This window comes from Nostoc sp. NMS2, assembly GCF_017115105.1.
Taxonomy (GTDB): domain Bacteria; phylum Cyanobacteriota; class Cyanobacteriia; order Cyanobacteriales; family Nostocaceae; genus Nostoc.
The window spans coordinates 1-23,720 of record NZ_JABXKH010000115.1 but is presented as its reverse complement, the minus strand read 5'-3'; the positions used below and the strand labels follow the sequence as shown (position 1 = coordinate 23,720).

Genomic DNA, 23,720 nt, shown 5'->3' with positions numbered 1-23,720 from the left:
ATTAGTCATTAGTCATTAGTCGTTGGTCATTAGTTATTTGACTCTGGACAAAGGACAAAGAACAAATGACTAATCTTCAAACCAACTAGCACGCCATGCAGCTTCAGCTTCTGCGATCGCTCTTTCCCTATGTTTCTTTTGATACTCTCGTCCTAGCTTGTTTAGCTGAACTAGAATACTACGAATTTGCCTACGTTCAGAGGATAGTGTCACATCAGCAAATTCAATTTCTCCTAGCCGCAGGTTAATAGCCATAATTTGCGTCAGTCCAGAATCTTCTGACTGCTGCTCATTTTCAATTTCAATTACTAAGTTTAATAAGTTGGGTGGCCCTGGCATGACCTCGGCAGATGCTTCTGATGCCGCCGCCGCCGCCGCTAAAATCGGTTCTGGTAATTTTTTAGGTAATACCCCAGATTTTTGTAATAAAAGATTAGCATCATGGGAAAGTTTTTTCAGTATCTCTTGCGTGACCTCTTCTAAGTTCTGTTGCCATTTTGCCAGTTCTATAGGATTAGAGGTGTTGGCCCTCAGAGACTGAGAATTCGAGGCATCCAGAAGTTCAGAAGATAAAGAGGATGTTACTTCCTCATCCCCCTCATCCCCCTCATCTCCCCCAACTTCCTCACTTTTAATATAAGCAAGCAACCTTTTTGCTGCCACTAGACCCAACTTGCGGATGGCTTGTTGAAATTGTTGGCGCTGATTCAATGACAAATTCAGAAAGTTTTCAGGATACCCCTGTGTACAAAGGTGGTAACTCGCCAGAATCAACTGTTTTCGTACAGCTAGCCCCAAGGTATTTAGATAACTAGCATAAGCGTTTTGTAGTTCTAGTGCGATCGCCCGAATCGCTTCTTTGAGTGCTGCAATATCCTGTTCAATTCGCTCGATTGCTCTTGCCATATCTTTTCGTTCTTGTCCATGTGAACTATTACATAGTACAAATGTACGAATTTATTTTATGATAACTTCCCAAAGGTTTTTAAATTTTAAATTAAATGCGATATTTCGCGTCTCTACTAAAAAAAAACACAGGTCAGGCTATTTGCTTGACCTGTTTTGTAAAGAGTCATTTGTCTTTTGTCCTTGGTAAAGACCAATGACCAATGACCAATGACCAATAATATTACTTACTGCCCATTTGTGCAGCGACTTCATCAGCAAAGCTTATTTCTTGCTTTTCAATGCCTTCGCCCAATATATATCGGACAAAGCGATTCACCTGGATGTCTCCGCCTAATTTAGCCTTCGCTTGCTTCAAGAGGTCTTCCACAGAAATACTTTGATCGCGAATGTAAGGCTGATCGAGCAAAGCCAATTCTTTCAGGCGTTTTTCAATCCGTCCCTGAACAATCTTTTCTTTGATGTTATCTGGCTTGTTCGCCAAATCATCCTTGCCCATTTCAATGTCTTTTTCCTTTTGGGCAATTTCGCTTGGTATTTGGTCTACGCTCACATACTCGACATTTGGGCAAGCCGCAACTTGCATTGCCGCGTTCCGTGCCAAGGTTTGGAACTCTGAATTAGCAGCCACTGACTCAGTTTGAGTACCCAGTTCTACCAATACACCAACTCGACCGCCAGTGTGAATGTAGCTGTCTATTACACCTTGTGTGCCTTCTGCTATTGCAAAATTAACAAAGCGACGCACTTGGATATTTTCACCAAGGGTGGCAATAGTTTGCTTGATGAATTCTTCTACAGTGCCGCTTTCACTATCAATATAGGGTTGAGCCAGCAAAGACTCAACACTATCAGCTGTCGCTGCTTGCTTTGCTAAGTTCTTAACTAAAGCTTTAAAAGCTTCGTTACGAGCAACAAAGTCGGTTTGGCAGTTGACTTCTATGAGTACTCCCACTCGACCACTAGGCTGAATGTAAGTGTCTACCAGACCTTCTGCCGCAATGCGATCGCTTTTTTTACCAGCTGAAACTAAGTTCTTTTTTCTTAGCCAGTCGATGGCTTCATCTATGTTGCCATCATTTTCTATCAGCGCCTTTTTGCAGTCCATCATGCCGGCACCAGTTTTTTGGCGTAGCTCTTGGACGAGTTTTGCAGATATTTCCGCCATTTTGCCTCAATTCCTAACTTGACCTTGAGTTGTAATCACTCACCTAATTTAGTACTGAGTGCTGAGTTTTGAGTGTTCAGTTATCAATTTTATTCTTCATTGACAAATCACAACTTACAACTTCAAAAATCAAGACTCAGCACTATCCAATTTGCTGAGTCTTTCTATCTTACTCAGCACTCTTCACTCAGAACTATTCCTCTGTTTCCTCTTCGGGAATTACGGCATCAGTATATTCGGTTTCTTCGTAGTCGTCGTCATACTCACTACCGTCGTAATCTTCGTAATCATCTTCAGCATCCAGCTGACCGTGACGACCTTCATAAATGGCATCTGCCAATTTTCCGACTATCAGCTTAATTGATCTGATAGCATCGTCGTTTGCTGGGATGGGGATATCTACTACATCTGGATCGCAGTTTGTATCCAACATGGACACAATGGGAATATTCAGCTTTTGGCATTCTTGAACTGCGTTATATTCCCGTCGTTGGTCTACGATTACCACGATATCGGGCACTTTCCGCATTGTTTTAATGCCGCCTAAATATTTCTGAAGCTTCGTCATTTCCCGACGTAGCATTGAGGCTTCTTTTTTCGGTAATAAATCTAGTGCGCCAGTTTCTTCACGGCGTTCTAAATCTTTGAGCCGGTCAACCCGTGTTTTGATGGTTGCCCAGTTGGTCAACATTCCACCCAACCAGCGTTGGTTAATGTAGTGGGAACCACAACGGCTAGCTTCTTGGGCAATAATTCCAGCTGCTTGGCGCTTGGTGCCAACAAAAAGAAATTTCTTCCCTTGTTCAGCGTGCGATCGCATGTAGTTGTAAGCATTATCCATCAGCTGGGCAGTTTGCACCAAGTCGATGATATGCACACCATTGCGGGAAGTATAAATGTAAGGAGACATTTTTGGGTTCCAACGCCGGGTTTGATGCCCAAAGTGAACCCCGGACTCCATCATTTGAGCCAATGAAACTACTGGCATATAAATTCTTAACTCCGATTCGGGTTAAACCTCCATCCAAGTGCATTTCCCAACCTGGGAAACACCCGAATTCTTAGATGTGCGAGATTAGTTAACCATACTAGGTTAGCACATTCGCAAGAGTGTTTGCTAAGGGAGATAAAACAGCGCTGCCCACTCAACAAGAGGAAGCGCTATGCTTGTATTTGTCCACGATGGCGACCTGAAAGCGGGCAACTCTACGCCCGGCTTGGTCACGCTGACTACGTGCAGTAATGAACTCTACACTCAAGCACTCGGCTACTTCAACTCCCTGAAAGCACCAGCAGCCTTCACTCCGGGCGACAATGATTGGACTGATTGCGATCGCGTCTCAAATGGTGGATTCAATTCACGCGAACGCCTCGACTACCAGCGTCAAGTATTCTTCAGCACAAATTTTTCCCTTGGTTTGAATTGGCACACAGCTATATGTACTTAAGTGACAGCTGAAAGCTTTGCAAAGCTAGTTGTACCAGAACTGGTAACCGCCCGATGGAAGCGATCGCAAGTTAATTAACAGAACAGCGATCGCCAACTTTTCCCCAAGCGCCATCGCCCATCTCTAAAATCTGTCTTTGATTACCAGCAAAAAAATCTTTGTTCAAAATTCAATCTATCAAAATAGTGAATTCTTTTCATAACTAATGATGTAAGAACTTCTATCTAGGGATCGATATGGCGAATAAGCTAAATAAAGTAGATTTAGTATACTAAATCACATGAGATTGTATTGTATGAAATCGAATTATTTTACAAAACAGCTTTCCACCGTAAAACGCTGGATGGCTACAGCACTGTTTTGTATGTTAGCGATCGCTTTCGTTTGGCAAGGTGCATTTTTCTCGAACACCTCAGCAATGGCTGATCCTGCTGGAACCTTGATTGCATCAAAAGACGCGGGCGATCAAGTTCAAGAAAAAGCCAGTAAAGATGCTGGACGAGCCAAGAATTTCATTCAAGATACGGCAGATAAAGTTAAGCAAGCTGCCAAGAGCAATGCCAGTAAAGTTGACCAATCAACAGACAGTGGTAGTTTTGCCGAGCGCAAAGCAAAGAGAGATGCAGCTACAATTCAAAAAAGAGCAGATGAAGATGCTGCTCGGACTAAAAAAGCAGTAGACAACACAAAGAATGCTGTTGAACGCACTGTTGATAACATCAAGGATGCTTTTGGTAAATAGCAATCCTATTTGATTTCGTTCAAATCGAAAGGTTTAGATCCCCGACTCCTTTGAGAAGTCGGGGATCTTATTTGAGTTTTTTTGCATACATATTTATTGCATCTAGTAGACATCTCCAGAAATTAAATATGCGTTACCTAGAACCCTTGTAGAGACGTAGCAGTGCTACGTCTCTACATTCTTTTTCGGAGATGTTAAATGTTTGCTAGCAATTAGGCTGATAGTATAGCTAAAAAAAAAGATATTTAACTTTCTTTTTTAATCGCTTAAAAAGGCAAAAGTGAGCGATCGAGTTAAGAAATTTACGCAAAATGATTCTGAAATCTTTACTTTCTATACAAACCATAAAATCTATTTAAGTGCCATTACTTATTGACAAATGTGCTGTGACTTTATGCAATTGCAACCTGATTTTGACAATTTGTTAATAGTTAGCAAATTTTCCACCATTATTAATTACGAAGTTATACTTTCCACAACAACTTAGTAACAATGTAAGAGTGTGATTATGTGGACAACCCGACCGTGGGAAAATCAAAATACTGAAAACGTGAAATTAGAGAGGAAAACACTATAATATGCACCTGAGCGAAATCACCCATCCTAATCAGTTGCACGGTTTATCTGTTCGCCAACTGCAACAGATTGCCCGTCAGATTCGAGATAAGCATCTCCAAACCGTAGCAGTTAATGGTGGACACTTGGGGCCAGGGTTGGGTGTTGTAGAATTAACACTAGGACTTTACCAGACACTCGACTTAGATCGGGATAAAGTAATTTGGGATGTAGGACACCAAGCTTATCCCCACAAACTTCTTACAGGACGCTACGATCGCTTCCACACCCTCAGACAAAAGGACGGAGTTGCAGGTTATCTCAAACTCTGTGAAAACAAGTTCGATCACTTTGGGGCTGGACATGCTTCTACAAGTATTTCAGCAGCATTGGGCATGGCTTTAGCGCGAGACTTGAAAGGCGAAAAATTTAAAGCCGTCGCTGTGATTGGGGATGGGGCGCTGACTGGGGGTATGGCATTAGAAGCCATCAACCATGCGGGACACATGCCCAAAACTAACCTGTTGGTTGTTCTCAACGACAACGACATGTCTATATCTCGCAACGTCGGCGCGATTCCCCGCTATCTCAACAAAATGCGCCTCAGCCAGCCGGTGCAATTTATTAAAGACAATCTTGAAGAACAATTTAAGCAAATTCCCTTCGTGGGTGAATCTTTGTCTCCCGAACTCGGACGCATCAAAGAAGGTATGAAACGTTTGGCTGTTCCCAAGGTAGGGGCAGTTTTTGAAGAACTCGGTTTTACCTACATCGGGCCAGTAGATGGGCATAATCTTGAAGAATTGATTGCCACCTTCCAACAGGCACATCAGATACAAGGCCCAGTTTTAGTACATGTAGCCACAATTAAGGGCAAAGGCTATGAAATTGCTGAACTAGATCAAGTTGGCTACCACGCCCAAAGTCCCTTTAATGTTGCAACTGGCAAAGCTATTCCTTCTAGTAAACCCAAACCCCCGGCTTATGCCAAAGTCTTTTCCCACACTCTAGTGAAACTTGCCGAACAAAACCCCAAAATCGTTGGGATCACTGCGGCTATGGCAACGGGGACAGGTTTAGATAAACTTCAAGCCAAACTGCCCAATCAATATGTTGATGTCGGCATTGCTGAACAACACGCAATCACCCTCGCAGCAGGGCTTGCGACTCAAGGGATGCGCCCTGTAGCCGCAATTTATTCTACCTTCCTGCAACGCGCTTATGACCAGATAATTCACGATGTCTGCATCCAAAACCTGCCAGTGTTTTTCTGCTTAGATAGGGCAGGAATTGTCGGATCTGATGGCCCCACCCACCAGGGTATGTATGACATCGCTTATCTGCGTTGCATTCCTAACATCGCAATAATGGCACCGAAAGACGAAGCAGAATTGCAACGCATGGTAGTAACTGGCGTTAACCATACCAGTGGCCCCATCGCTATGCGCTACCCTCGTGGCAATGGCTATGGCGTTCCCCTAATGGAGGAAGGTTGGGAACCTTTGGAAATCGGTAAAGGCGAAATTCTCCGCACCGGCGATGACGTGTTAATCGTCGCTTATGGCACAATGGTCTATCCAGGGATGCAAGCTGCGGAAATTCTCAGCGAACATGGCATTGAAGCAACTGTAATTAATGCGCGTTTTGTTAAGCCTTTGGATACCGAGTTGATTTTGCCTTTGGCTAAGAAAATCGGCCGCGTCATCACCTTAGAGGAAGGTTGTGTCATGGGTGGTTTTGGTAGTGCGATCGCTGAAGCCTTAATGGATGCAGATATTCTCGTTCCTGTCAAGCGATTCGGTGTACCAGATGTATTAGTAGATCATGCTGAACCCAATGAATCTAAGACAGAACTAGGTTTAACTAGTCATCAAATAGCAGAAAGAGTTTTGCAAGCTTTCTTTAAGCAGCAAGTATCTGCTGTTGTCTAGTTAATTTTAAGTCAGAATAGTTTTATAAAAATAACCCCAGGATTTGGGGTTATTTTCATAAAGATACTAGAAACCCTCTGAAGTTTATATAGCAGTCCTAAATCATTTGTGAAAATTACATATCTCTTTCTTCTTTCTTCCTTTGCGTCCTTGGCGTTCTTGGCGGTTCGTTTTCTGATCTATATTTTTCACAACTCATTTAAGATTGCTATAGCAGTTTGCCTGATCCCTCTATTGGAGGAAGAATTCAATATTAACGTTGAATTAATGTTATTGAATATACACTATTCTAGAGGTTTTTTGCTATGGCTACTGATGTATTCGAGTTACCAGCACCGTCCGCTAACTCAATAGTTGGTCATCTATTTGAACTTGGACAAGACCCATTAGGATTTCTTACCCGTTGTCGTGACTATGGTGATATTGTTCCCTTACAGTTAGGGTTAACACCTAGTTGTCTAGTGACTAATCCTGAATACATAGAAGAAGTTCTCAAAAATCGCAACGATTTTATTAAAAGCCGAGGTTTACGCGCTTTAAAAACCTTATTAGGAGAAGGGTTATTAAGCGCAGAAGGAGAATCCTGGTTTTGGCAACGTCGTCTTGCCCAACCAGTATTTCACCAAAAACGGATTAATGCATATAGCCAAATAATGGTAGATTATACCAACAAAATGCTTCAAACTTGGCACGATGGTGAAGCTCATGATGTTCATGAAGATATGATGCACCTGACGCTGCAAATAGTTATGAAGTGCATATTTAGCGCTGACATAGATGCAGGGGAAACAAAAGTTGTTGCCAATGCGTTAGATGTGGCAATGCAGTGGTTTGAAAGTAAGCGGCGGCAGAATTTTTTGGTGTTGGAGTGGTTTCCAAGACCTGAAAACATTCGTTATCGTGATGCTATTGCCCAAATGGATGAAGCTATTTATAAACTGATTCAAGAGCGTCGTAACAGTGGGGAAAAAACCAATGATTTGTTGACAATGCTAATGGAAGCAAAAGACGAACAAACTCTTGAGCAGATGGATGATAAACTGCTTCGGGATGAAGTCGCCACCCTAATGTTGGCAGGGCATGAAACTACTGCAAATACTTTATCTTGGACGTGGTTGCTCTTGGCACAAAATCCCAAAGTGCGTGAAAAATTAGAATTAGAGCTAAATCAAGTTCTGCAAGGAAAGTTACCAACACTTGAAGACCTTGGACGGTTAGTTTATACACAGCAAATTATCAAAGAATCAATGCGATTATATCCGCCAGTCCCTCTCATGGGGCGGGAAGCAGCAGTAGATACCCAAATTGGTGATTACGAAATTCCCCAAGGCATGGCAATCATGATGAGCCAATGGGTAATGCACCGTCATCCAAAGTATTTTGAGAATCCTGAAGCTTTTCAACCAGAAAGGTGGACACAGGAGTTTGAAAAGCAACTACCTAAAGGAGTATATTTTCCCTTTGGCGATGGGCCAAGGATTTGTATTGGTAAAGGTTTTGCTCAGATGGAAGCAGCTTTGTTATTGGCAACTATCGCTCAAAGCTTCCAAATAGATTTAGTGCCAGGATACCCAATCGTGCCACAGCCTTCAATTACCTTACGCCCAGAAAACGGGCTGAAGGTACAACTCAAGCAGATTGCGTCAGATGCTTCTAAAGATGGGAAACATCAACAAGTATAAACTTCTTATTAGCAGTAGCGAAAAAGGTAGAAATAGTTAATTGAATTTTGGTTTTTAAAATGAAATCATCAGGGTGCATTAAAGTAAAAAATATTGCCCCTCTACTAACTACCTTTTTCTATGACACTTTCCACAAACCAGGTTTATCCCGTTATTTGGCACAACGAATCGGTGTCATTAATTGACCAAACGCGCTTACCCAACGAATATACCTTTGTGGAGATTCACCGCAGCGAAGATATGGCGCGGGCGATTAAGACTATGATTGTGCGAGGTGCGCCGGCAATTGGTGTGGCTGCGGCTTATGGAATGTATCTTGGTGCAAGAGAAATTGAAACTAGCGATCGCACCGAATTTTTGCAAAACTTAGATCAAGTCGCCCAGTTGTTGCGTTCTACTCGTCCGACGGCGGTAAATTTATTTTGGGCAATTAGTCGGATGACGAAAGTTGCCAACAAAACGCTAGGAACTGTAGAAGATATTAAGCAAACCCTTTTCCAAACAGCCCAAGCAATCAACGTTGAAGATTTGCAAACCTGTCAAGCGATCGGCGACAATGGTTTGGCAGTTTTGCCCACTACCCCAGAAAAGCTGACGCTACTTACTCATTGCAACGCTGGGGCGCTAGCTACGGCTGGTTATGGCACTGCTTTAGGTGTTGTGCGTTCCGCTTGGCGGGAAGGACGTTTAGAACGTTTATTTGCCGATGAAACCCGTCCCCGCTTACAAGGTGCAAAACTCACCGCTTGGGAATGTGTGCAAGAAGGTATTCCAGTGACATTAATTACTGATAATATGGCAGCCCATTGCATGAAACAGGGTTTGATTCATGCTGTAGTTGTGGGTGCTGATCGAATTGCTGCTAACGGTGACACTGCCAATAAAATTGGTACTTATAGTGTTGCGATCGCTGCTATTGCCCATAATATCCCCTTCTTTGTGGCTGCACCTCTTTCCACCGTTGATTTTGAATTAGCCGATGGCAGCAAAATTCCCATTGAGGAACGCGATCCAACAGAAATATATCAAGTGGGGGATACTATTCTCACACCTGAAGGTGTAGATTTTTACAACCCAGCTTTTGATGTGACTCCGGCTGAGTTGATTACAGCCATCATTACAGAGAATGGAGCGATCGCACCTAATAAATTAGCGAAATCACAGTTAAAGCAATTAGTGTAATTGAAGTGTAAATAAGTTCGTAGTAAGGACTTTAGTCCTTATCTTTTAAGCACTAAATTGCTTACTACAAACCTTGAATCAAAACTAGCTTGACGAACTACTAGAAGTGAACTTCTCCCTGTCTTAAACTAATCCAGAACTTTTCTTCTAAGCCTTTCTAGTTCCTCATCTACATCTTCCTCATCCATGTGAGAAAGTTCCTGTGCTAGGCGAGCCTGACGCTCTAAAGCCTCAGATTTCGCTGTTGTCTCACTTACTGCGATCGCATTTTCCCAGACATCCCATTTATCTTTCTTGTCTTCAAGATTCTGGATTAGTGTTTTTGCATTGAGTGGAGTCGAGGTTTTTATAGGGCTACACAAAACCTTAGTGGACTGATTTTGAAAATCATAGACAACATCAAACACCTTAAATTTGCGCCAAGAGCTAGGCTTACGTGTCTCATCTATTGGTAAAACCAAAGTTTCACCAATTCGAGGAAGCCACTTACAGCTTGAAAATTCGGCCACCATTTTGCTATATGCATCAACACTCCAAACAATACGGAGCTTGAAATCTTGAGGGTTGGGTGTCAAGAAAGGCGCATCGTTTTTCATCGCTACTTGTAACAATCCTCTGATGATTTGTTTTCAGAAGAAGCTTTAGTTTCGCAGGCTAATCGCTGTGATTTTTCAGCAGCATCATCAAACGACCTTACCAGAGGCGTTTTAGCCACAAACTCATTGAGTAAAAAACCAAAAACAACAAATATAGCCGGAACCAGCACGAATATAAACAGAAGACCCTGGCCAATCATTTTCTTGTCGGAGAGATTGTCTTGTTCTGGGGATTTTTCTTGATCACTCACGATTACACCACGACTAACTGCTATATCTAGCAAGCCCAAAACCAACGCGTGTCTAACTACTTCTTAAAAAATTTTCACGTTCCAAGCTCGAATATACTTTATATCTCTAAACTTCAAGTCTTTCCCTCTCCGACTCGGAGAGGGACAGGTTTTGCGTAGTAAAACCAGGGAGAGGTCTTTTTCTTTGACTAATTAACCCTAGTAGACTTAACCAAAATGCTGAATAATTGCCTCGGCAAATTCAGAACATTTTAAGGGTTCAACAGGCGGTTCTAGCAACCTAGCTAAATCGTAGGTGACTTGACTATTTGCGATCGCATCGCTTAAACCTTTCTTAACTAGGTCTGCGGCTTCTTGCCAACCCAGAAATTCCAACATCATCACACCAGACAAAATCAGTGAACCAGGATTAATCCGATCTAAGCCGGCGTGTTTGGGTGCAGTACCGTGGGTAGCCTCAAATATGGCACTAGCATCGCCAATATTTGCCCCTGGCCCCATTCCTAATCCCCCAACAATGGCGGCGGCGGCATCAGACAAATAATCGCCGTTTAAGTTCATCGTCGCCAAAATCGAATACTCATCTGGTCTGGTTTGGATTTGTTGAAAAATACTGTCAGCAATCCGGTCATTCACCAAAATTTTATCTTTCCATTTACCCTCGCCGTGGGTTGCCCAAATTGTGTTAAGAACAGTTTCAACTTCCTTGACAATTTCCGCTTTCTTCTCTTCAGTGAGACTATCAAATCCAGGATCGATCTGGCGGGCGTTTTCTTCCAAGGAAATATTCGGATTTTTTTCCTTGTTACTCAAAATCCAAGATTCCCGTTCAGTGACAGTTTCTTGACGAAATTCACTGGTTGCTAGTTCATAACCCCAGTCGCGGAAAGCCCCTTCGGTGTACTTCATAATGTTACCCTTATGCACCAAAGTCACCTGTTGCTTATTTTTGGGCAATAGCAAGGCGTGTTTGATAGCACGTCTGACTAGGCGCTGGGAACCAGTTTTGCTGATGGGTTTGATGCCAATACCAGAATCAAGAGGAATGCGTTTTTTCCCATGTTCTGGGGTGGCGGGGATTAGTTCTTCATTGAGAATTTTAATTAAGCGATCGCCAATTTCGCTACCTTGTCGCCACTCAATACCTAAATAAATATCTTCCGTATTCTCTCGATAAACAATTACATCAAGCTTTTCGGGATTTTTGTGGGGTGAGGGCGTACCTGCATAGTAACGGCAAGGACGCACGCAGGCATACAAGTCAAAAATTTGTCGTAGTGCCACATTTAAAGAACGGATTCCTCCACCAACGGGAGTAGTCAAAGGCCCTTTAATAGCGACACCGTATTCTTCAATTGCCGTAAGAGTGTCTTGAGGTAAATACTGGTAAGTACCGTATAAATCGCAAGCCTCGTCACCAGCGTAAACCTTGAACCAGCTAATTTGACGTTGACCCTTATATGCTTTGGCTACAGCAGCATCGAGAACTTTTTGGGTAGCAGGCCAGATGTCTATACCTGTGCCGTCGCCACGAATAAAGGGGATAATTGGATTGTCCGGTACGATTGGTTCACCATTTTTGAAGGCGATCTTTGCTCCGGCTGCGGGGGGGGTAATCTTGTCGTACATTGTTCACACACTCCTAATCGATACGCTGCTAGTCAAAAAATCCTTATGTGGCAGGCTTGTATATTTTGCTATGTCTTTTGTTCACCAAGCCATAAGGCAAAGATTTTCCCCCTATTCCCCTTGTACATTATTTGGGGATTAAGTGTGGGATTTCAGTGAAGCGATCGCAATTTTGTACGATCAAAAATAGTAAACTACTTTTCGCTATCAATGCTTCTCCAAGGTGAAGTCCGATAGCTTACCACTCTTTCACTGACCGCTAAAACGAGAATGGCATGACAGACCCAATGATTTTATCAGGCCCTGCAAATGACATCGACTCCCTCCGACGACCGTTAATCGCTGGGTCTGAAAAAGTCCAACAACAGATAATCCCACAGTTAGCTGAGTTGGGTAATGAGGGATTAGACGTGTTGATGGAATTTTTACTGAAACGACGTGAGAACCCAGCGACTTGGATTGATGGCAAAGCTTACCAAGTCCTTTATAGCTCTGATGCACCTCAAGTCAAAGAATTTTTGCGCTCCTGTTTTCCTGAAGGAATTGTACCTCTAAAATCAGAGTGCGAGATTAACTACAATTCTTTGCAACAGCTACTTGCTGCTCAAGACTTCCAAGCAGCCGATCGCGTTACCATCGAAAAAATGTGTGAACTATCGGGGCCAACGGCTGTACAACGAAAATGGTTGTACTTTACTGAGGTAGAAAATACCTCGGCTGTTGACTTGCAAACCATTAACAACCTCTGGTTAGTCCACTCCGAAGGTAAATTTGGCTTTTCAGTGCAGCGAGAAATCTGGTTGAGTTTGGGTAAAAATTGGGAGAATTTCTGGCCGAAAATTGGCTGGAAAGAAGGTAATAATTGGACGCGATACCCTAACAGCTTTACCTGGGATTTAAATGCGCCTAGAGGTCATTTACCCCTCTCTAATCAACTGCGGGGGGTACGAGTCTTTGCTTCTTTACTTTCTCACCCAGCTTGGACAAAGAATCCAGAAAAATGATTTTGAGCCAACGGACAAATAGACTATGATAAATCCCACCAACAGAGAATTCTACATCATTATTGAACGGGATGAAGATGGCTACTATGTCGGAGAAGTCCCTCTGCTACAAGCCTGTTACAGTCAGGGAGAAACAATTGATGAGTTGATGGCTAATATGAAACAAGTAATTGAACTTTGTTTAGAGGATGTCTGAGAAATCAAAAATCTCATGCTGTAGTCTGCGATCGGAGTATGACTTAAAGAGTCTAAGAATCAGAAAATTCGGCCCTGAACGAAAGAGCTTTGGTAAGACAACAATTCGTTTAGAACCTGATGTTGCAGAGGTTTTCCCAATGCCGATGCGGTCAATGAGGCTCTAAGATTTCTGATTAGAGTTGTGCAGGACAATCAAGTTTCTGCATTTGCAAAGCAGCCTTACAGTTCCTTGGAGGGGGGAGCATCCCAATTTTGCTAAAAGACACAGGATTGGTACAAAAACCCTGTACAAACCTCTTTCCTTGGCGTACTTGGCGTACTTGGCGGTTCGTTATTTCATTATTGGCCTAAGCCAAAATCCCGTATAAAAATAAACTTGCACATTTGGGATGCTCCCCTTGGAGGGGGCGGATAAAACCTCCTAGTGCTGAGTTGTAAGTGCCGCAGATCCCAAACTGAAAATATCAAATTTTAGATAATGGCAAACGTTCGTCTAGAAGATATTAAGCGTAGATTCAATAACGTCACCGCTATTGAGGACATTACCTTTGAAATTCCTGATGGCGAGTTTTGGGTTTTAGTGGGGCCGTCGGGTTGTGGGAAGTCTACAATTTTGCGAACGATCGCGGGTTTAGAAACTGCCACATCTGGTAAGCTCTTTATTGGCGATCGCTTGGTGAATAACATCCCAGCCAGACAACGGGATGTGGCGATGGTATTCCAAAACTACGCCCTCTATCCTCACATGAGCGTGGCAGAAAACATCGGCTTTGGCTTGCAGATGCGGAAGGTTGACCGAAAAATCATTCAAGAACGGGTGCTGAATGTGGCGCGATCGCTTTCTCTGGATCATCTGCTGGATCGTAAACCTAAACAACTTTCTGGGGGACAGCAACAACGGGTAGCATTAGGGAGAGCGATCGCTCGTGAACCCCAAGTGTTTTTACTTGATGAACCTTTATCTAATTTAGATGCCCAATTGCGCGATGATACCAGGGCAGAATTGAAACAGTTACATCAAGAATTAGGCATTACCACAATTTACGTCACCCACGATCAAGTTGAAGCCATGACTTTAGCTGATAAAATTGTCGTCCTAAATCGCGGGCGAATTCAACAAATTGGCGATCCTCAAACTATTTACGCAAGTCCTGCTAATCAAATGGTGGCAAGTTTTTTAGGCAGTCCGCCAATGAATATCTTGCCTGCAATCTATGAAAATAACGGTTTTGATGTGAGTGGACAGTTATTAACGATTCCAGCAGTTGTGAAGGAAAAATTACAGTTGCGTCAGGGACACAGTTATGATTTGGGGATTCGTCCAGAGCATATTTTTATTCACGAACCGCCCTCCGGGTTCACAGTCGCCTACGGCGGGAAACCCGCCTACAGCGCTGATTCACCAAGTCGCCAAGAGCGCCAAGAAGGAAATGAGAGTCAGCTGATTGTAGAAGTGAAACTGGTGGAACCTTTGGGAAGGGAAACTTTGATTCGTGCTGGCTTACCTGGTTCGGTGGTGGTATTGAATATTCAGGTGGGTGGGGATGTGCGGCTGCGTCCAGGCAATCGCCTTTCTCTACAACTTGATTTAAATCACTTGTTTGTATTTGATTCCAAAACTGGGGACAAAATCTCACCTCAAGAGTGACTGTTATTTTAAAATAACTCAATTAAATTAGTTAATTGTCTTCAATGAGTCGTGGTCACTGAGCTTTGTCGTACCACTTCGTGGAAGCAAGCTAGCAAGAGCGTCTCGTAGAGAAGTGCAGGTTTGAATCCCCCACTTACTGATCTGACTTTTCACGGTATCTGGAAAACCTCTCTCTAAATCTCTCTCCTTTTAGGAGAGAGACTTTGAATTTTCCCCCCTTCCCGCATCGGGAAGGGGGCTAGGGGGTTAGGTTTTCGTGGGCTTTTCCACATGACCATGAATTGTCAGACTTACTGATTCTGAATTCCTCTTAAACTTATAAATAGTTTCTTAAACTGCCAGAAATAATCGCAATTCCCAATTTTTTGTAGCCAAAATCTAAGAAAATAAAAACTGCTATAGAGACTTAATGGATTGGCTGCAAAAACTTATATGACTATTAATCGACGCAATTTCTTGTTTTTACTCACAGCAGGCGCGGGTGCTTTTGTATTAGATGCTTGTGCATTGGCAGAGAAATCTCCTAATGGAAATACTGCAATTCCTGAAACAACACCAAATACAACACCAAATAAAATATCAGATAAAACAGGTGCTATACAACTACCGCCTTTAGCTTACGCCTACGAAGCACTTGAACCACACATCGATGCTAAAACGATGCAATTTCACCACGATAAACACCACGCAACTTATGTAAAAAACCTGAATACAGCGTTAGATAAACACCCAGAACTCAAAGGCAAAACTATTGAAGAACTGTTGCGAAAACTTGACAGTGTACCACAAGATATTCGCAAAACAGTACGTAATAATGGCGGTGGCCATGTCAACCACTCAATGTTCTGGGAAATTATGAAGCCAAAAGGCGGGGGAGAACCAACCGGAAATATAGCCTCCGCAATTAATCAAAGTTTTGGCTCTTTTGCAGCTTTCAAAAAACAATTTAATGAAGCTGGTGCTAGTCGTTTTGGTAGTGGTTGGGTTTGGCTAGTGCGTAATAAAGGTGGCAAGTTGGAAGTGACAACTACAGCTAACCAAGATAGTCCCTTAAGTGTAGGTAAATATCCCATTTTAGGTAATGACGTATGGGAACATGCATATTATCTCAATTACCAGAATCGCCGCGCCGATTATTTAGATGCTTGGTGGAACGTGGTTAATTGGGATGAGATTAACAAGCGATTTGCAGCAGCAAGTAAATTTGCTTGAGACGAGACAATAATTTAGAGTTATAAACACTTATAAACTGGCAGCAGAATGTTGTTTCTCCTGCCATTTTTTTTGATGTGAGTCTTGTTGCCCAAAAGCAGCTAGAGATCATCTCGGAAACTTAACATATTGTTACTCCCAAACAATAGAAATAATATTGAATTAAAAGATTAATCACCAAGGTTTATTTGGGAATCCTATACATAGCCAATGATAATCATCAGGATGTAAGGAGAACCAATCGAGGTGATGCTATCAAATAATAAAAATTCTTATACCAAAAAAAATCTACCACTACGCTTAGTGCTTGTGCTTCCCTTCGTTTTGCAAATCTTCGCCGCAGTAGGACTGACAGGCTATCTATCTCTCCGCAACGGACAGCAAGCAGTGAATGATTTAGCCAGTCGATTGCAACGTGAAGTTAGCGATCGCATCGATCAGCATCTAGATAGTTATCTTAATACAGGTCGTCAACTAGCTGAAATTAACGGCGGTGCGATGGATATGGGGTTACTTGACCCGGACAATCCACAGCAACTTGGGCAGTTTTTCTGGAAGCAACTTCAACTGCATAATATTGGCTATATTGGTTTTTGCTTGCAGACGGGAGATTTTGCAGGTTCTGGACGCTTCTTTGAAGATGGTCGCGTTACAGTCGATGAAGTTTCTCGCAAGCGCAATGGCAACCAACATTGGTATATCTACAACACAGATAAACTAGGGAATCGGGCTAAACTGGCGATCGATAATGGCCCTTACATTGCGATGCAAGAAGCTTGGTGTGAAGAACCAGCAAAAACAGGCAAATCGATGTGGACGCTTTATCAATGGCAATCGCCGCCTTACACACTATCCGTGTCTGCTAATCGCCCAGTCTATGACAAAAACAAGAATTTGATTGGTGTTATTGGAGTTGATCAGCGACTGACGCAGATTAGTGATTTTCTCCAGCAGCTAAAAGTTAGTCCATCTGGGAAAACTTTTATTTTGGAACGCAATGGATTGTTAATTGCAAGTTCCAACAAAGAACAACCTTTTACACTTGTTAATGGCAAAGCTAAACGGCTTCAAGGCTCTGACAGTAAAGATTCACTGATTCAAGCTACTGCAAAATATTTAACTGAGCGTTTTCAGAATTTGTCAACCATCAAAGACAATCAGTCGCTGGAATTTCAACTCAACGGTCAGCGTCAGTTTGTCCAAGTAGCACCTTGGCGGGATGAATGGGGTTTAGATTGGCTGGTGGTTGTGGCGGTTCCAGAATCGGACTTTATGGCAAAAATTAACACCAATACGCACACGACAATTTTGTTGTGTTTGGGTGCATTAATATTAGCAACCATTTTAGGCTTCTATACCTCTCGCTGGATTGCTCGTCCGATTTTACGCTTGAGTCAAGCATCAGAAGCAATTGCCGCAGGTGAGTTAAACCAACAGGTAGAAGTACCATCAGTGCATGAATTGGGTAAATTGGCGCAGTCCTTCAACCGCATGGCGCAGCAGTTACGGGACTCTTTCACCACTATTGAGCAAACCAATCAACAATTAGCTAAAACCAACGAAGAATTAGAAAGTCGGGTAGAAGAACGCACCCACGAGTTAAAGGAAGCGAAACTTACCGCCGATGCTGCCAATCATGCCAAGAGTGATTTTCTCGCAAACATGAGCCACGAACTACGAACACCGCTCAACGGAATTTTAGGCTATGCCCAAATTCTTGCTCGTACTGCATCTGACGAAAAACAACAACGTGGCATCGATATTATTTATCAATGTGGTTCCCATTTACTGACTTTAATTAACGATATTCTCGACTTATCTAAAATCGAAGCCCGCAAACTAGAACTACAGCCCATCCCATTCTATCTACCGGCGCTTCTACAAAGTGTTGTGGAAATCTGCCGCATTAAAGCCGAACAAAAGGGTATTGAGTTTATTTATCAGCCGTCAGAAAATCTAGCAACGGGCATTATTGCTGATGAGAAGCGTCTGCGACAAGTTCTGATTAACTTGCTGGGAAATGCCATTAAGTTTACCGACAAAGGCAGTGTCACATTTAAAGTGGAAGTGCTGTTAGGGGATATAACTAATCTTCGCTTCCAGATTCAGGATACAGGTATCGGCATGAGTTCGCAGCAATTAGAGAAAATTTTCCTCCCCTTTGAGCAAGTCGGGGATAACAAACACCAAAGTGAGGGAACGGGATTAGGACTTGCTATCAGCCAGCGATTTGTTGAGTTGATGGGTAGCCAAATACAAGTTGAAAGCCAATTAGGGGTTGGTAGTAAGTTTTTCTTTAATATTGAGTGTGCGATCGCAACTGATTGGATACAAGCAAATTCTATAACACCATCTGGCAGAATTGTTGGATATGCTGGCGTTGGCCCAACCTTCCCGAAAGAGCATCGCAAAAGAATCCTGATTGTCGATGACCGTTGGGAAAATCGGTCAGTAATTGTCAATCTTTTGGAACCTCTTGGTTTTGAGGTTATCGAAGCCAGCAATGGACAAGAGGGTTTAGAAAAAATTGCAAGCGATCGCCCCGATCTTACCATTTGTGATTTAGCCATGCCCGTTATGGATGGCTGGGAAATGCTCAAACAATTGCGTCAGTCTGAAACTTTACGTGATGCCATTGTAATTATCTCTTCTGCCAGCGTGTTTGAGATTGACCGCCAAAAGAGTTTAGCTGCTGGTGGTAACGATTTCTTGGCAAAACCCGTGCAAGCAGATGAACTTTATGCTGCATTAGCTAAACAATTACAACTGGAATGGGTATATAGAGACACTAATATAAAATTTACAGTCGATACAGCAGCAAGCGCCACAACCATTATCATTCCACCTATTTCTGATTTAAAAGGGTTATTAGAATATGTGGAAACTGGGTACTTTAGAGGTATCCGAGAAGAATTGGATCGATTAGCTCAATTAGATGAACAATATCAACCCTTTATTCGAGAACTCAGAGAATTGGTTAAAGGCTTCAATATTCAGACAGTTCGTCATTTTCTCCAAGAGTCGATAAACCAATCCCAGGAACCAACAAAGATTTAGGTAGAAGATTAAAGACTTATGGCAAATGATGGTACAGGTCAAACAATTCTGATTATTGACGATCATCCAACTAATATCGAAGTGCTATATGATGCACTCGACCGAGCCGGTTATAAAGTCTTAGTAGAAATGGATGGTTGGCACGGCATCGAGACGATAAAAAACTACCCTCCCGATTTAATTTTACTAGATGTAATGATGCCAGTAATTGATGGCTTTGAAACCTGCCGTCAATTAAAATCTCAACAGACTACCTGCGAGATTCCGATTATTTTCATGACTGCTCTTAATGATACAACCGATAAAGTCAAAGGTTTAGCGTTAGGGGCTGTAGATTATATTACAAAACCATTTCAACAAGAAGAAGTACTTGCACGCATTGGGATTCATCTTAAACTGCGACAAGCAAATTTAGAATTAGCCCAACAAAAGGATATTTTAGAGCAACGGGTACAAGAACGCACCGCAGAGCTTTCGCAAGCGCTAGATAATTTTAAAAACGCACAATTGCAATTAGTCCAAAGTGAAAAAATGGCAACTTTGGGTAACTTAGTTGCAGGTGTAGCACACGAAATTAACAACCCACTAGGATTTCTCAAAGGCAGTTTGAGTAACACCGAAGAGTATATCCAAGACTTATTTAAGTATGTGCAATGTGTGCAGCAATATCATCCAGAACTTGCACTTGGAGTCACCAAACTTGCCGAGAAAATTGACTTAGAATTTATCAGCGAAGACTTACCAAAACTGCTAGTTTCGATGAATTTAGCGACAGAACGCATTATGGATATTAGCACTAGTCTTTGCACATTTTCCAGAGCCAATACATCTGAAAAAGTTGCTTATAACCTGCACGAAGGAATTGAAAGTACACTATTAATTTTGAAGTATCGCCTGAAAGCATCCCAGAAACGTCCGGCAATTGAGGTGATTACAGATTATGGTCAATTACCACCTGTTAAATGCTTTTTAGGACAGTTAAATCAAGTATTTATGAATATCCTTGCCAATGCAATTGATGTATTGGATACAGAAAGTATTGGACGAACATTTGCCGAATTACAAGCTAATTCCCAGCAGATTATAATTCGCACTGAAGTATCGAGTGACCAAAATACAGTATCAATTCGGATCAAAGATAACGGGTCGGGAATGCCAGAGAATATTAAAGCACATATCTTTGACCACTTGTTTACCACTAAAGAGGTCGGCAAAGGGACAGGATTAGGATTAGCGATCGCTCGTCAAATTGTTGAAGAAACGCACAATGGTAAGTTGATCTGCAACTCAATTTTGGGTGAAGGCACAGAATTTGTCATTGAAATTCCTTTAGCTTAACGGCTAATTTCTGTTCTTAATTACGAATTACGAATTACGAATTATAGCGACTTTTGAGTAGGTATACCAACAGCGCGAGGAAAATTAGCTGGTGTGTTTGTTACCTTACGTAAATAAAGGCAATGACGGATGCTGTGACTCAAAGGTGTTGTAAATTGTTCGATTGATTCAATAACGCCACCCAACTGGTTAACAGCATTTTGCAAAGCTGTTGTTTCATCCTCCGTCCAATTACCCCGATAAATAATGGCTAAACCTCCCTGTTTGAGCAGTGGTAGGGTATATTCTGCACAGACAGAAGCTGCCCCAACAGCACGGATTAGAGCAATATCGTAAGCTTGTCGGTGCTGGGGGTGCTGACCAATTTCTTCAGCCCTACCAACAAGAGTTTTAGCATTAGTAAGGGCAAGTTCAGTTAATATATTGTCGAGAAAAGTAATTTTTTTCCGAGTTGAATCGAGAAGAGTAATTGTGCAATTAGGTAGTGTAATTGTCACTGGAATACCCGGAAAACCTGCACCTGTACCAATATCAATGAGAGCAGGGGGGCAAGGAGCAGGGAGCAGAGGGGCAGGGGAGCAGAGGAGCAACGGCGCAATTCCTCGTAGAGAATCCCAGAGATGTTTTTCCCAAAACTCTTGAGGATCAGTAATGCGAGTTAAATTGAGTTGACGATTACCTTCTAGGATTAACTCATAAAGCCTTTGGAATTGCGCTTGCTGTTGGACAGTTGGCTGCCAATTCAGAGTTTGCTGCCAGATTTCTGCCATCTCAGGCAATAGGTTTGTCATTTGTCATTTGTCATTTGTCATTTGTCATTGGGTATCGGTTATTCTCCTTGTCCCCCTGCTCCCTGCTCCTTGTCCCCCTGCTCCCTGCTCCTTGTCCCCCTGCTCCCCACTCCCCTTTCATAGCGATGGCAGAGGTTCTTTGACTTTGGCTTCTAATGTCTTTGGGTCTACTGATTGTAGTTCGCCGTGGTTGAGTGTCCAGCAACGATCTGCGATCGCTAACAGATCCCCAGCATCGTGTGTCACTACCAATAGCGTCCAATCTTGTTTCAGCTTCGCTAATAAATTTACCAGTTGCCGACGCATTGACCAATCTAACCCAGCTGTGGGTTCATCCAATAACAGTAAATTTGGCTGGCGAATTAATTGCACCGCCAAAGCTAAACGCCTCTGTTGACCACCACTCAAAGCATGGGGAGCGGCGGAAAGCGATAAATGCTCTAATCCGACCTCAGTCAGGGCTTGTCTAACTCGTTCTGACCCTAACTCAGGATGTCCTAAACGCAATTCTTCTAAAATCGAACCACCACAAAAGTGTCGTTCTGGAAACTGAAATACCAACCCAGCTAATTGTTGTAGCTGTTCGGCTAAAAGTTCTTGTTCCCGCCAGAAGAGTGCGCCAGTAGTGGGTTCGGCTAGTCCTGACAAAATTTCTAGTAAGGTACTTTTTCCCGAACCACTGGGGCCAATAATCAGACCTAGCTGCTGTGGTGCTAATTCCAAGTTGATCGATTTAAGAATCGCTGTTGGGCACGCTGTGGGGTGATAATTTACATTTCGGAGATAGAGCATTTGTTAAGATTACCAAAAAGTCAGCAAATTACTGATTAGCTACACTGAGAGTACCTGGAAAATTCGGGAGAAATTTATCGAACAGAATTCAGGAGTCAGAATTCAGGAGTCAGAATTCTGTACGACTGGTGGATAGCGCAGCGTTAGCGAGTCAGACGCTCCTGCGTCGCTAACGCTTCGCTTACGAGCGTCGCGTCTGAATAACCCGCGTTTTTGCACCCCCACCAAATTGAAAATTTGGTGGTCAGCAAGACCTGCGCCGGTCTGAATCCTCGACTGATGGTTACTGAGCGTAGCCGAAGTATTGATTCTGACTTCTGAATTCTTCTTCAAAATGTATTACCTGGATTAACAGCTTAATCTAGCAGCAAGAATCATCCAATTTTTCTCCATTGTGGCAGACTCACCCTTAAAACTTTGGCTATGACGAGCCTGGAAACATGGAAAAATTACCAAAGTCAACTTTTATATAGGAAAATTTTGGTTGAGGCAGAGGCAAGTTTAAATTAATCATTTTTTGCATTCTAAGTAACACATACAACTATTTCAACCGCAATTATTCTGAGGGTTAAAATGACTAAAAGGTTTTCTTCGCCTCGATTAGTAGTGCCTACCAGATTCACTACCCTTGCTCACACTGCTTTTGGCGTTGCGTTCGCCTTTGGCGTTGCCCCTTGGGCAATCGCACTTAATCTGTGGGTAAATCCCTCATTGGCTGGCGATCCCTTTCGCAATCGTGAACCTCATCAAATTGGCGACCAAACAGAAGCAGCTTTTAAAGCGATTTTCCATCTGGGCAACTATCCAGCAGCAGAGCTTTATCTGGAACAAGCAATATCCAAAGAACCAAATGAACCTCTAGCTTATGCGATGAAGGCATCTTTGGCATACGGTAATAAGGATTGGGCTAAACTCGCCACCTACAGTCAGAAAACTCTAGAAACCGGACAAAAACTGATTTCCAACGATCCATTGCGTGGTAATTTATACACTGCTGTTGGTCATTTTTTAGAAGGAGCAGTAATTCTCACCCGCGAGGGTACTGTCAACGGTGTGCCGCAGGCTTTTGGTCGGTTACGGCAAGTTTATGAATATTTAGATAAAGCTGAAGCAATTTCTGCCAACGATCCAGAACTAAATTTAATTAAGGGTTATATGGATTTATTATTGGCGGTTAATTTGCCTTTTGCCAGTCCCGATCAGGCAATTGGACGCTTAGAAAAAAATGCTGCTCCTGGGTATCTCGTGGATCGGGGTATTGCTCTTGCTTACCGGGATTTAAAACGTTATCCACAGGCACTAGAGTATGTCAATCGGGCGATCAAAACTACATCTGATAATCCAGAAATTTATTATCTCAAAGCCCAAATCCTGAAAGAACTGGGGCAAAAAGAAAAAAGCCAGCAGATGATTGGGGAAGCGATCGCTAATTTTGACAAAGCATTGACTAAAAAATCCCAACTCCCAAGCGATTTAGTCAAACAAATTGAGAGTGAACGCAAAAATGCTGTTAGCCTTAACAATCCTGGGTAATTGGGCACTTGTACTGAGCGACTTGTGCCGAGCCTGTCCTGAGCGTAGCCGAAG

Annotated in this window: 20 protein-coding genes; 12 read left to right on the top strand and 8 right to left on the bottom strand. The window is 42.6% G+C overall.

All coding sequences use genetic code 11. The annotated features are described in order from the left end of the window. Positions 1–69 precede the first annotated feature (69 nt). The 3 genes from HWQ36_RS20915 to rpsB all read right to left on the bottom strand — a co-directional run bounded on the left by HWQ36_RS20915 (position 70) and on the right by rpsB (position 3,062). The gene (locus HWQ36_RS20915; RefSeq protein WP_292706038.1) at positions 70–906 is read right to left on the bottom strand and encodes a hypothetical protein; all 837 of its coding nucleotides are present in this window, start codon (positions 904–906) and stop codon (positions 70–72) included. A 223-nt stretch (positions 907–1,129) separates the two neighbouring features. After that, positions 1,130–2,074 (bottom strand): translation elongation factor Ts, encoded by a 945-nt coding sequence (tsf, locus tag HWQ36_RS20910; protein WP_292706035.1) that lies wholly within the window; start codon positions 2,072–2,074, stop codon positions 1,130–1,132. Between the two features lie 193 nt (positions 2,075–2,267). After that, a complete protein-coding gene (gene rpsB, locus HWQ36_RS20905; RefSeq protein ID WP_163934263.1) occupies positions 2,268–3,062 on the bottom strand; it encodes a 30S ribosomal protein S2 in 795 nt (264 codons plus the stop codon). A 175-nt stretch (positions 3,063–3,237) separates the two neighbouring features. Between rpsB and HWQ36_RS20900 the strand changes: the two genes are divergently transcribed. The 5 genes from HWQ36_RS20900 to mtnA all read left to right on the top strand — a co-directional run bounded on the left by HWQ36_RS20900 (position 3,238) and on the right by mtnA (position 9,614). Next, complete coding sequence (locus HWQ36_RS20900; protein ID WP_292706028.1) at positions 3,238–3,522, top strand: hypothetical protein; 285 nt, start codon at positions 3,238–3,240, stop codon at positions 3,520–3,522. A gap of 295 nt (positions 3,523–3,817) precedes the next feature. Further along, on the top strand, positions 3,818–4,264 hold the full coding sequence (locus HWQ36_RS20895) for a hypothetical protein (RefSeq protein ID WP_292706025.1): 447 nt from the start codon (positions 3,818–3,820) through the stop codon (positions 4,262–4,264). Between the two features lie 578 nt (positions 4,265–4,842). After that, positions 4,843–6,750 (top strand): 1-deoxy-D-xylulose-5-phosphate synthase, encoded by a 1,908-nt coding sequence (gene dxs / locus HWQ36_RS20890; protein WP_292706023.1) that lies wholly within the window; start codon positions 4,843–4,845, stop codon positions 6,748–6,750. Between the two features lie 305 nt (positions 6,751–7,055). Next, positions 7,056–8,432, top strand: a complete 1,377-nt coding sequence (locus HWQ36_RS20885) for a cytochrome P450 (protein ID WP_292706021.1) — start codon at positions 7,056–7,058, stop codon at positions 8,430–8,432. A 120-nt stretch (positions 8,433–8,552) separates the two neighbouring features. Next, a complete protein-coding gene (gene mtnA / locus HWQ36_RS20880) occupies positions 8,553–9,614 on the top strand; it encodes an S-methyl-5-thioribose-1-phosphate isomerase (RefSeq protein WP_292706018.1) in 1,062 nt (353 codons plus the stop codon). 128 nt (positions 9,615–9,742) lie between these two features. Here mtnA and HWQ36_RS20875 read toward each other — a convergent pair whose 3' ends face one another. From HWQ36_RS20875 to HWQ36_RS20865, 3 genes are all read right to left on the bottom strand, one after another. Continuing rightward, positions 9,743–10,210 carry a hypothetical protein gene (locus HWQ36_RS20875; RefSeq protein ID WP_292706015.1) on the bottom strand — a complete coding sequence of 156 codons (468 nt, stop codon included), beginning with the start codon at positions 10,208–10,210 and terminating at the stop codon, positions 9,743–9,745. Between the two features lie 2 nt (positions 10,211–10,212). Then, positions 10,213–10,461, bottom strand: coding sequence for a hypothetical protein (locus HWQ36_RS20870; protein ID WP_292706013.1), 249 nt, complete (start codon positions 10,459–10,461; stop codon positions 10,213–10,215). A 207-nt stretch (positions 10,462–10,668) separates the two neighbouring features. Next, the gene (locus HWQ36_RS20865) at positions 10,669–12,090 is read right to left on the bottom strand and encodes an NADP-dependent isocitrate dehydrogenase (RefSeq protein WP_292706010.1); all 1,422 of its coding nucleotides are present in this window, start codon (positions 12,088–12,090) and stop codon (positions 10,669–10,671) included. A 275-nt stretch (positions 12,091–12,365) separates the two neighbouring features. Between HWQ36_RS20865 and HWQ36_RS20860 the strand changes: the two genes are divergently transcribed. The 6 genes from HWQ36_RS20860 (at position 12,366) to HWQ36_RS20835 (ending at position 20,550) form a co-directional block, all read left to right on the top strand. Beyond that, positions 12,366–13,094: a GUN4 domain-containing protein gene (locus HWQ36_RS20860; RefSeq protein WP_292706007.1), complete on the top strand. Its 729-nt coding sequence runs from the start codon at positions 12,366–12,368 to the stop codon at positions 13,092–13,094. Between the two features lie 25 nt (positions 13,095–13,119). Beyond that, a complete protein-coding gene (locus HWQ36_RS20855) occupies positions 13,120–13,290 on the top strand; it encodes a type II toxin-antitoxin system HicB family antitoxin (protein WP_292706004.1) in 171 nt (56 codons plus the stop codon). A 480-nt stretch (positions 13,291–13,770) separates the two neighbouring features. Beyond that, positions 13,771–14,940 carry an ABC transporter ATP-binding protein gene (locus HWQ36_RS20850; protein ID WP_292706002.1) on the top strand — a complete coding sequence of 390 codons (1,170 nt, stop codon included), beginning with the start codon at positions 13,771–13,773 and terminating at the stop codon, positions 14,938–14,940. A gap of 435 nt (positions 14,941–15,375) precedes the next feature. Beyond that, positions 15,376–16,155, top strand: a complete 780-nt coding sequence (locus tag HWQ36_RS20845; protein ID WP_292706000.1) for a superoxide dismutase — start codon at positions 15,376–15,378, stop codon at positions 16,153–16,155. A gap of 249 nt (positions 16,156–16,404) precedes the next feature. Further along, positions 16,405–19,212: a hybrid sensor histidine kinase/response regulator gene (locus HWQ36_RS20840; protein WP_292706047.1), complete on the top strand. Its 2,808-nt coding sequence runs from the start codon at positions 16,405–16,407 to the stop codon at positions 19,210–19,212. Positions 19,213–19,230: 18 nt separating this feature from the next. Then, complete coding sequence (locus HWQ36_RS20835; RefSeq protein ID WP_292705998.1) at positions 19,231–20,550, top strand: response regulator; 1,320 nt, start codon at positions 19,231–19,233, stop codon at positions 20,548–20,550. Positions 20,551–20,591: 41 nt separating this feature from the next. On the opposite strand, the gene rsmG is transcribed toward HWQ36_RS20835, so the two are convergent. Together rsmG and HWQ36_RS20825 are read right to left on the bottom strand one after the other, a co-directional pair. Next, positions 20,592–21,341 carry a 16S rRNA (guanine(527)-N(7))-methyltransferase RsmG gene (gene rsmG / locus HWQ36_RS20830; RefSeq protein WP_292705996.1) on the bottom strand — a complete coding sequence of 250 codons (750 nt, stop codon included), beginning with the start codon at positions 21,339–21,341 and terminating at the stop codon, positions 20,592–20,594. A 117-nt stretch (positions 21,342–21,458) separates the two neighbouring features. After that, positions 21,459–22,133 carry an ABC transporter ATP-binding protein gene (locus tag HWQ36_RS20825; RefSeq protein ID WP_292705994.1) on the bottom strand — a complete coding sequence of 225 codons (675 nt, stop codon included), beginning with the start codon at positions 22,131–22,133 and terminating at the stop codon, positions 21,459–21,461. A gap of 573 nt (positions 22,134–22,706) precedes the next feature. Here HWQ36_RS20825 and HWQ36_RS20820 point away from each other — a divergent pair. Beyond that, positions 22,707–23,666, top strand: coding sequence for a Sll0314/Alr1548 family TPR repeat-containing protein (locus HWQ36_RS20820; protein ID WP_292705991.1), 960 nt, complete (start codon positions 22,707–22,709; stop codon positions 23,664–23,666). The last annotated feature ends 54 nt before the right edge of the window (positions 23,667–23,720 follow it).

Excerpts from the sequence above, each read along its gene's own strand:
- HWQ36_RS20850 (WP_292706002.1), top strand. The coding sequence starts at position 13,771 with ATGGCAAACGTTCGTCTAGAAGATATTAAGCGTAGATTCAATAACGTC.
- mtnA (WP_292706018.1), top strand. The coding sequence starts at position 8,553 with ATGACACTTTCCACAAACCAGGTTTATCCCGTTATTTGGCACAACGAA.
- HWQ36_RS20855 (WP_292706004.1), top strand. The coding sequence starts at position 13,120 with ATGATAAATCCCACCAACAGAGAATTCTACATCATTATTGAACGGGAT.
- HWQ36_RS20835 (WP_292705998.1), top strand. The coding sequence starts at position 19,231 with ATGGCAAATGATGGTACAGGTCAAACAATTCTGATTATTGACGATCAT.
- HWQ36_RS20875 (WP_292706015.1), bottom strand. The coding sequence starts at position 10,210 with ATGAAAAACGATGCGCCTTTCTTGACACCCAACCCTCAAGATTTCAAG.
- HWQ36_RS20820 (WP_292705991.1), top strand. The coding sequence starts at position 22,707 with ATGACTAAAAGGTTTTCTTCGCCTCGATTAGTAGTGCCTACCAGATTC.
- HWQ36_RS20865 (WP_292706010.1), bottom strand. The coding sequence starts at position 12,090 with ATGTACGACAAGATTACCCCCCCCGCAGCCGGAGCAAAGATCGCCTTC.
- HWQ36_RS20900 (WP_292706028.1), top strand. The coding sequence starts at position 3,238 with ATGCTTGTATTTGTCCACGATGGCGACCTGAAAGCGGGCAACTCTACG.
- rpsB (WP_163934263.1), bottom strand. The coding sequence starts at position 3,062 with ATGCCAGTAGTTTCATTGGCTCAAATGATGGAGTCCGGGGTTCACTTT.
- HWQ36_RS20860 (WP_292706007.1), top strand. The coding sequence starts at position 12,366 with ATGACAGACCCAATGATTTTATCAGGCCCTGCAAATGACATCGACTCC.
- rsmG (WP_292705996.1), bottom strand. The coding sequence starts at position 21,341 with ATGACAAACCTATTGCCTGAGATGGCAGAAATCTGGCAGCAAACTCTG.
- HWQ36_RS20885 (WP_292706021.1), top strand. The coding sequence starts at position 7,056 with ATGGCTACTGATGTATTCGAGTTACCAGCACCGTCCGCTAACTCAATA.
- HWQ36_RS20845 (WP_292706000.1), top strand. The coding sequence starts at position 15,376 with ATGACTATTAATCGACGCAATTTCTTGTTTTTACTCACAGCAGGCGCG.
- HWQ36_RS20915 (WP_292706038.1), bottom strand. The coding sequence starts at position 906 with ATGGCAAGAGCAATCGAGCGAATTGAACAGGATATTGCAGCACTCAAA.
- tsf (WP_292706035.1), bottom strand. The coding sequence starts at position 2,074 with ATGGCGGAAATATCTGCAAAACTCGTCCAAGAGCTACGCCAAAAAACT.
- dxs (WP_292706023.1), top strand. The coding sequence starts at position 4,843 with ATGCACCTGAGCGAAATCACCCATCCTAATCAGTTGCACGGTTTATCT.
- HWQ36_RS20840 (WP_292706047.1), top strand. The coding sequence starts at position 16,405 with ATGCTATCAAATAATAAAAATTCTTATACCAAAAAAAATCTACCACTA.
- HWQ36_RS20825 (WP_292705994.1), bottom strand. The coding sequence starts at position 22,133 with ATGCTCTATCTCCGAAATGTAAATTATCACCCCACAGCGTGCCCAACA.
- HWQ36_RS20895 (WP_292706025.1), top strand. The coding sequence starts at position 3,818 with ATGAAATCGAATTATTTTACAAAACAGCTTTCCACCGTAAAACGCTGG.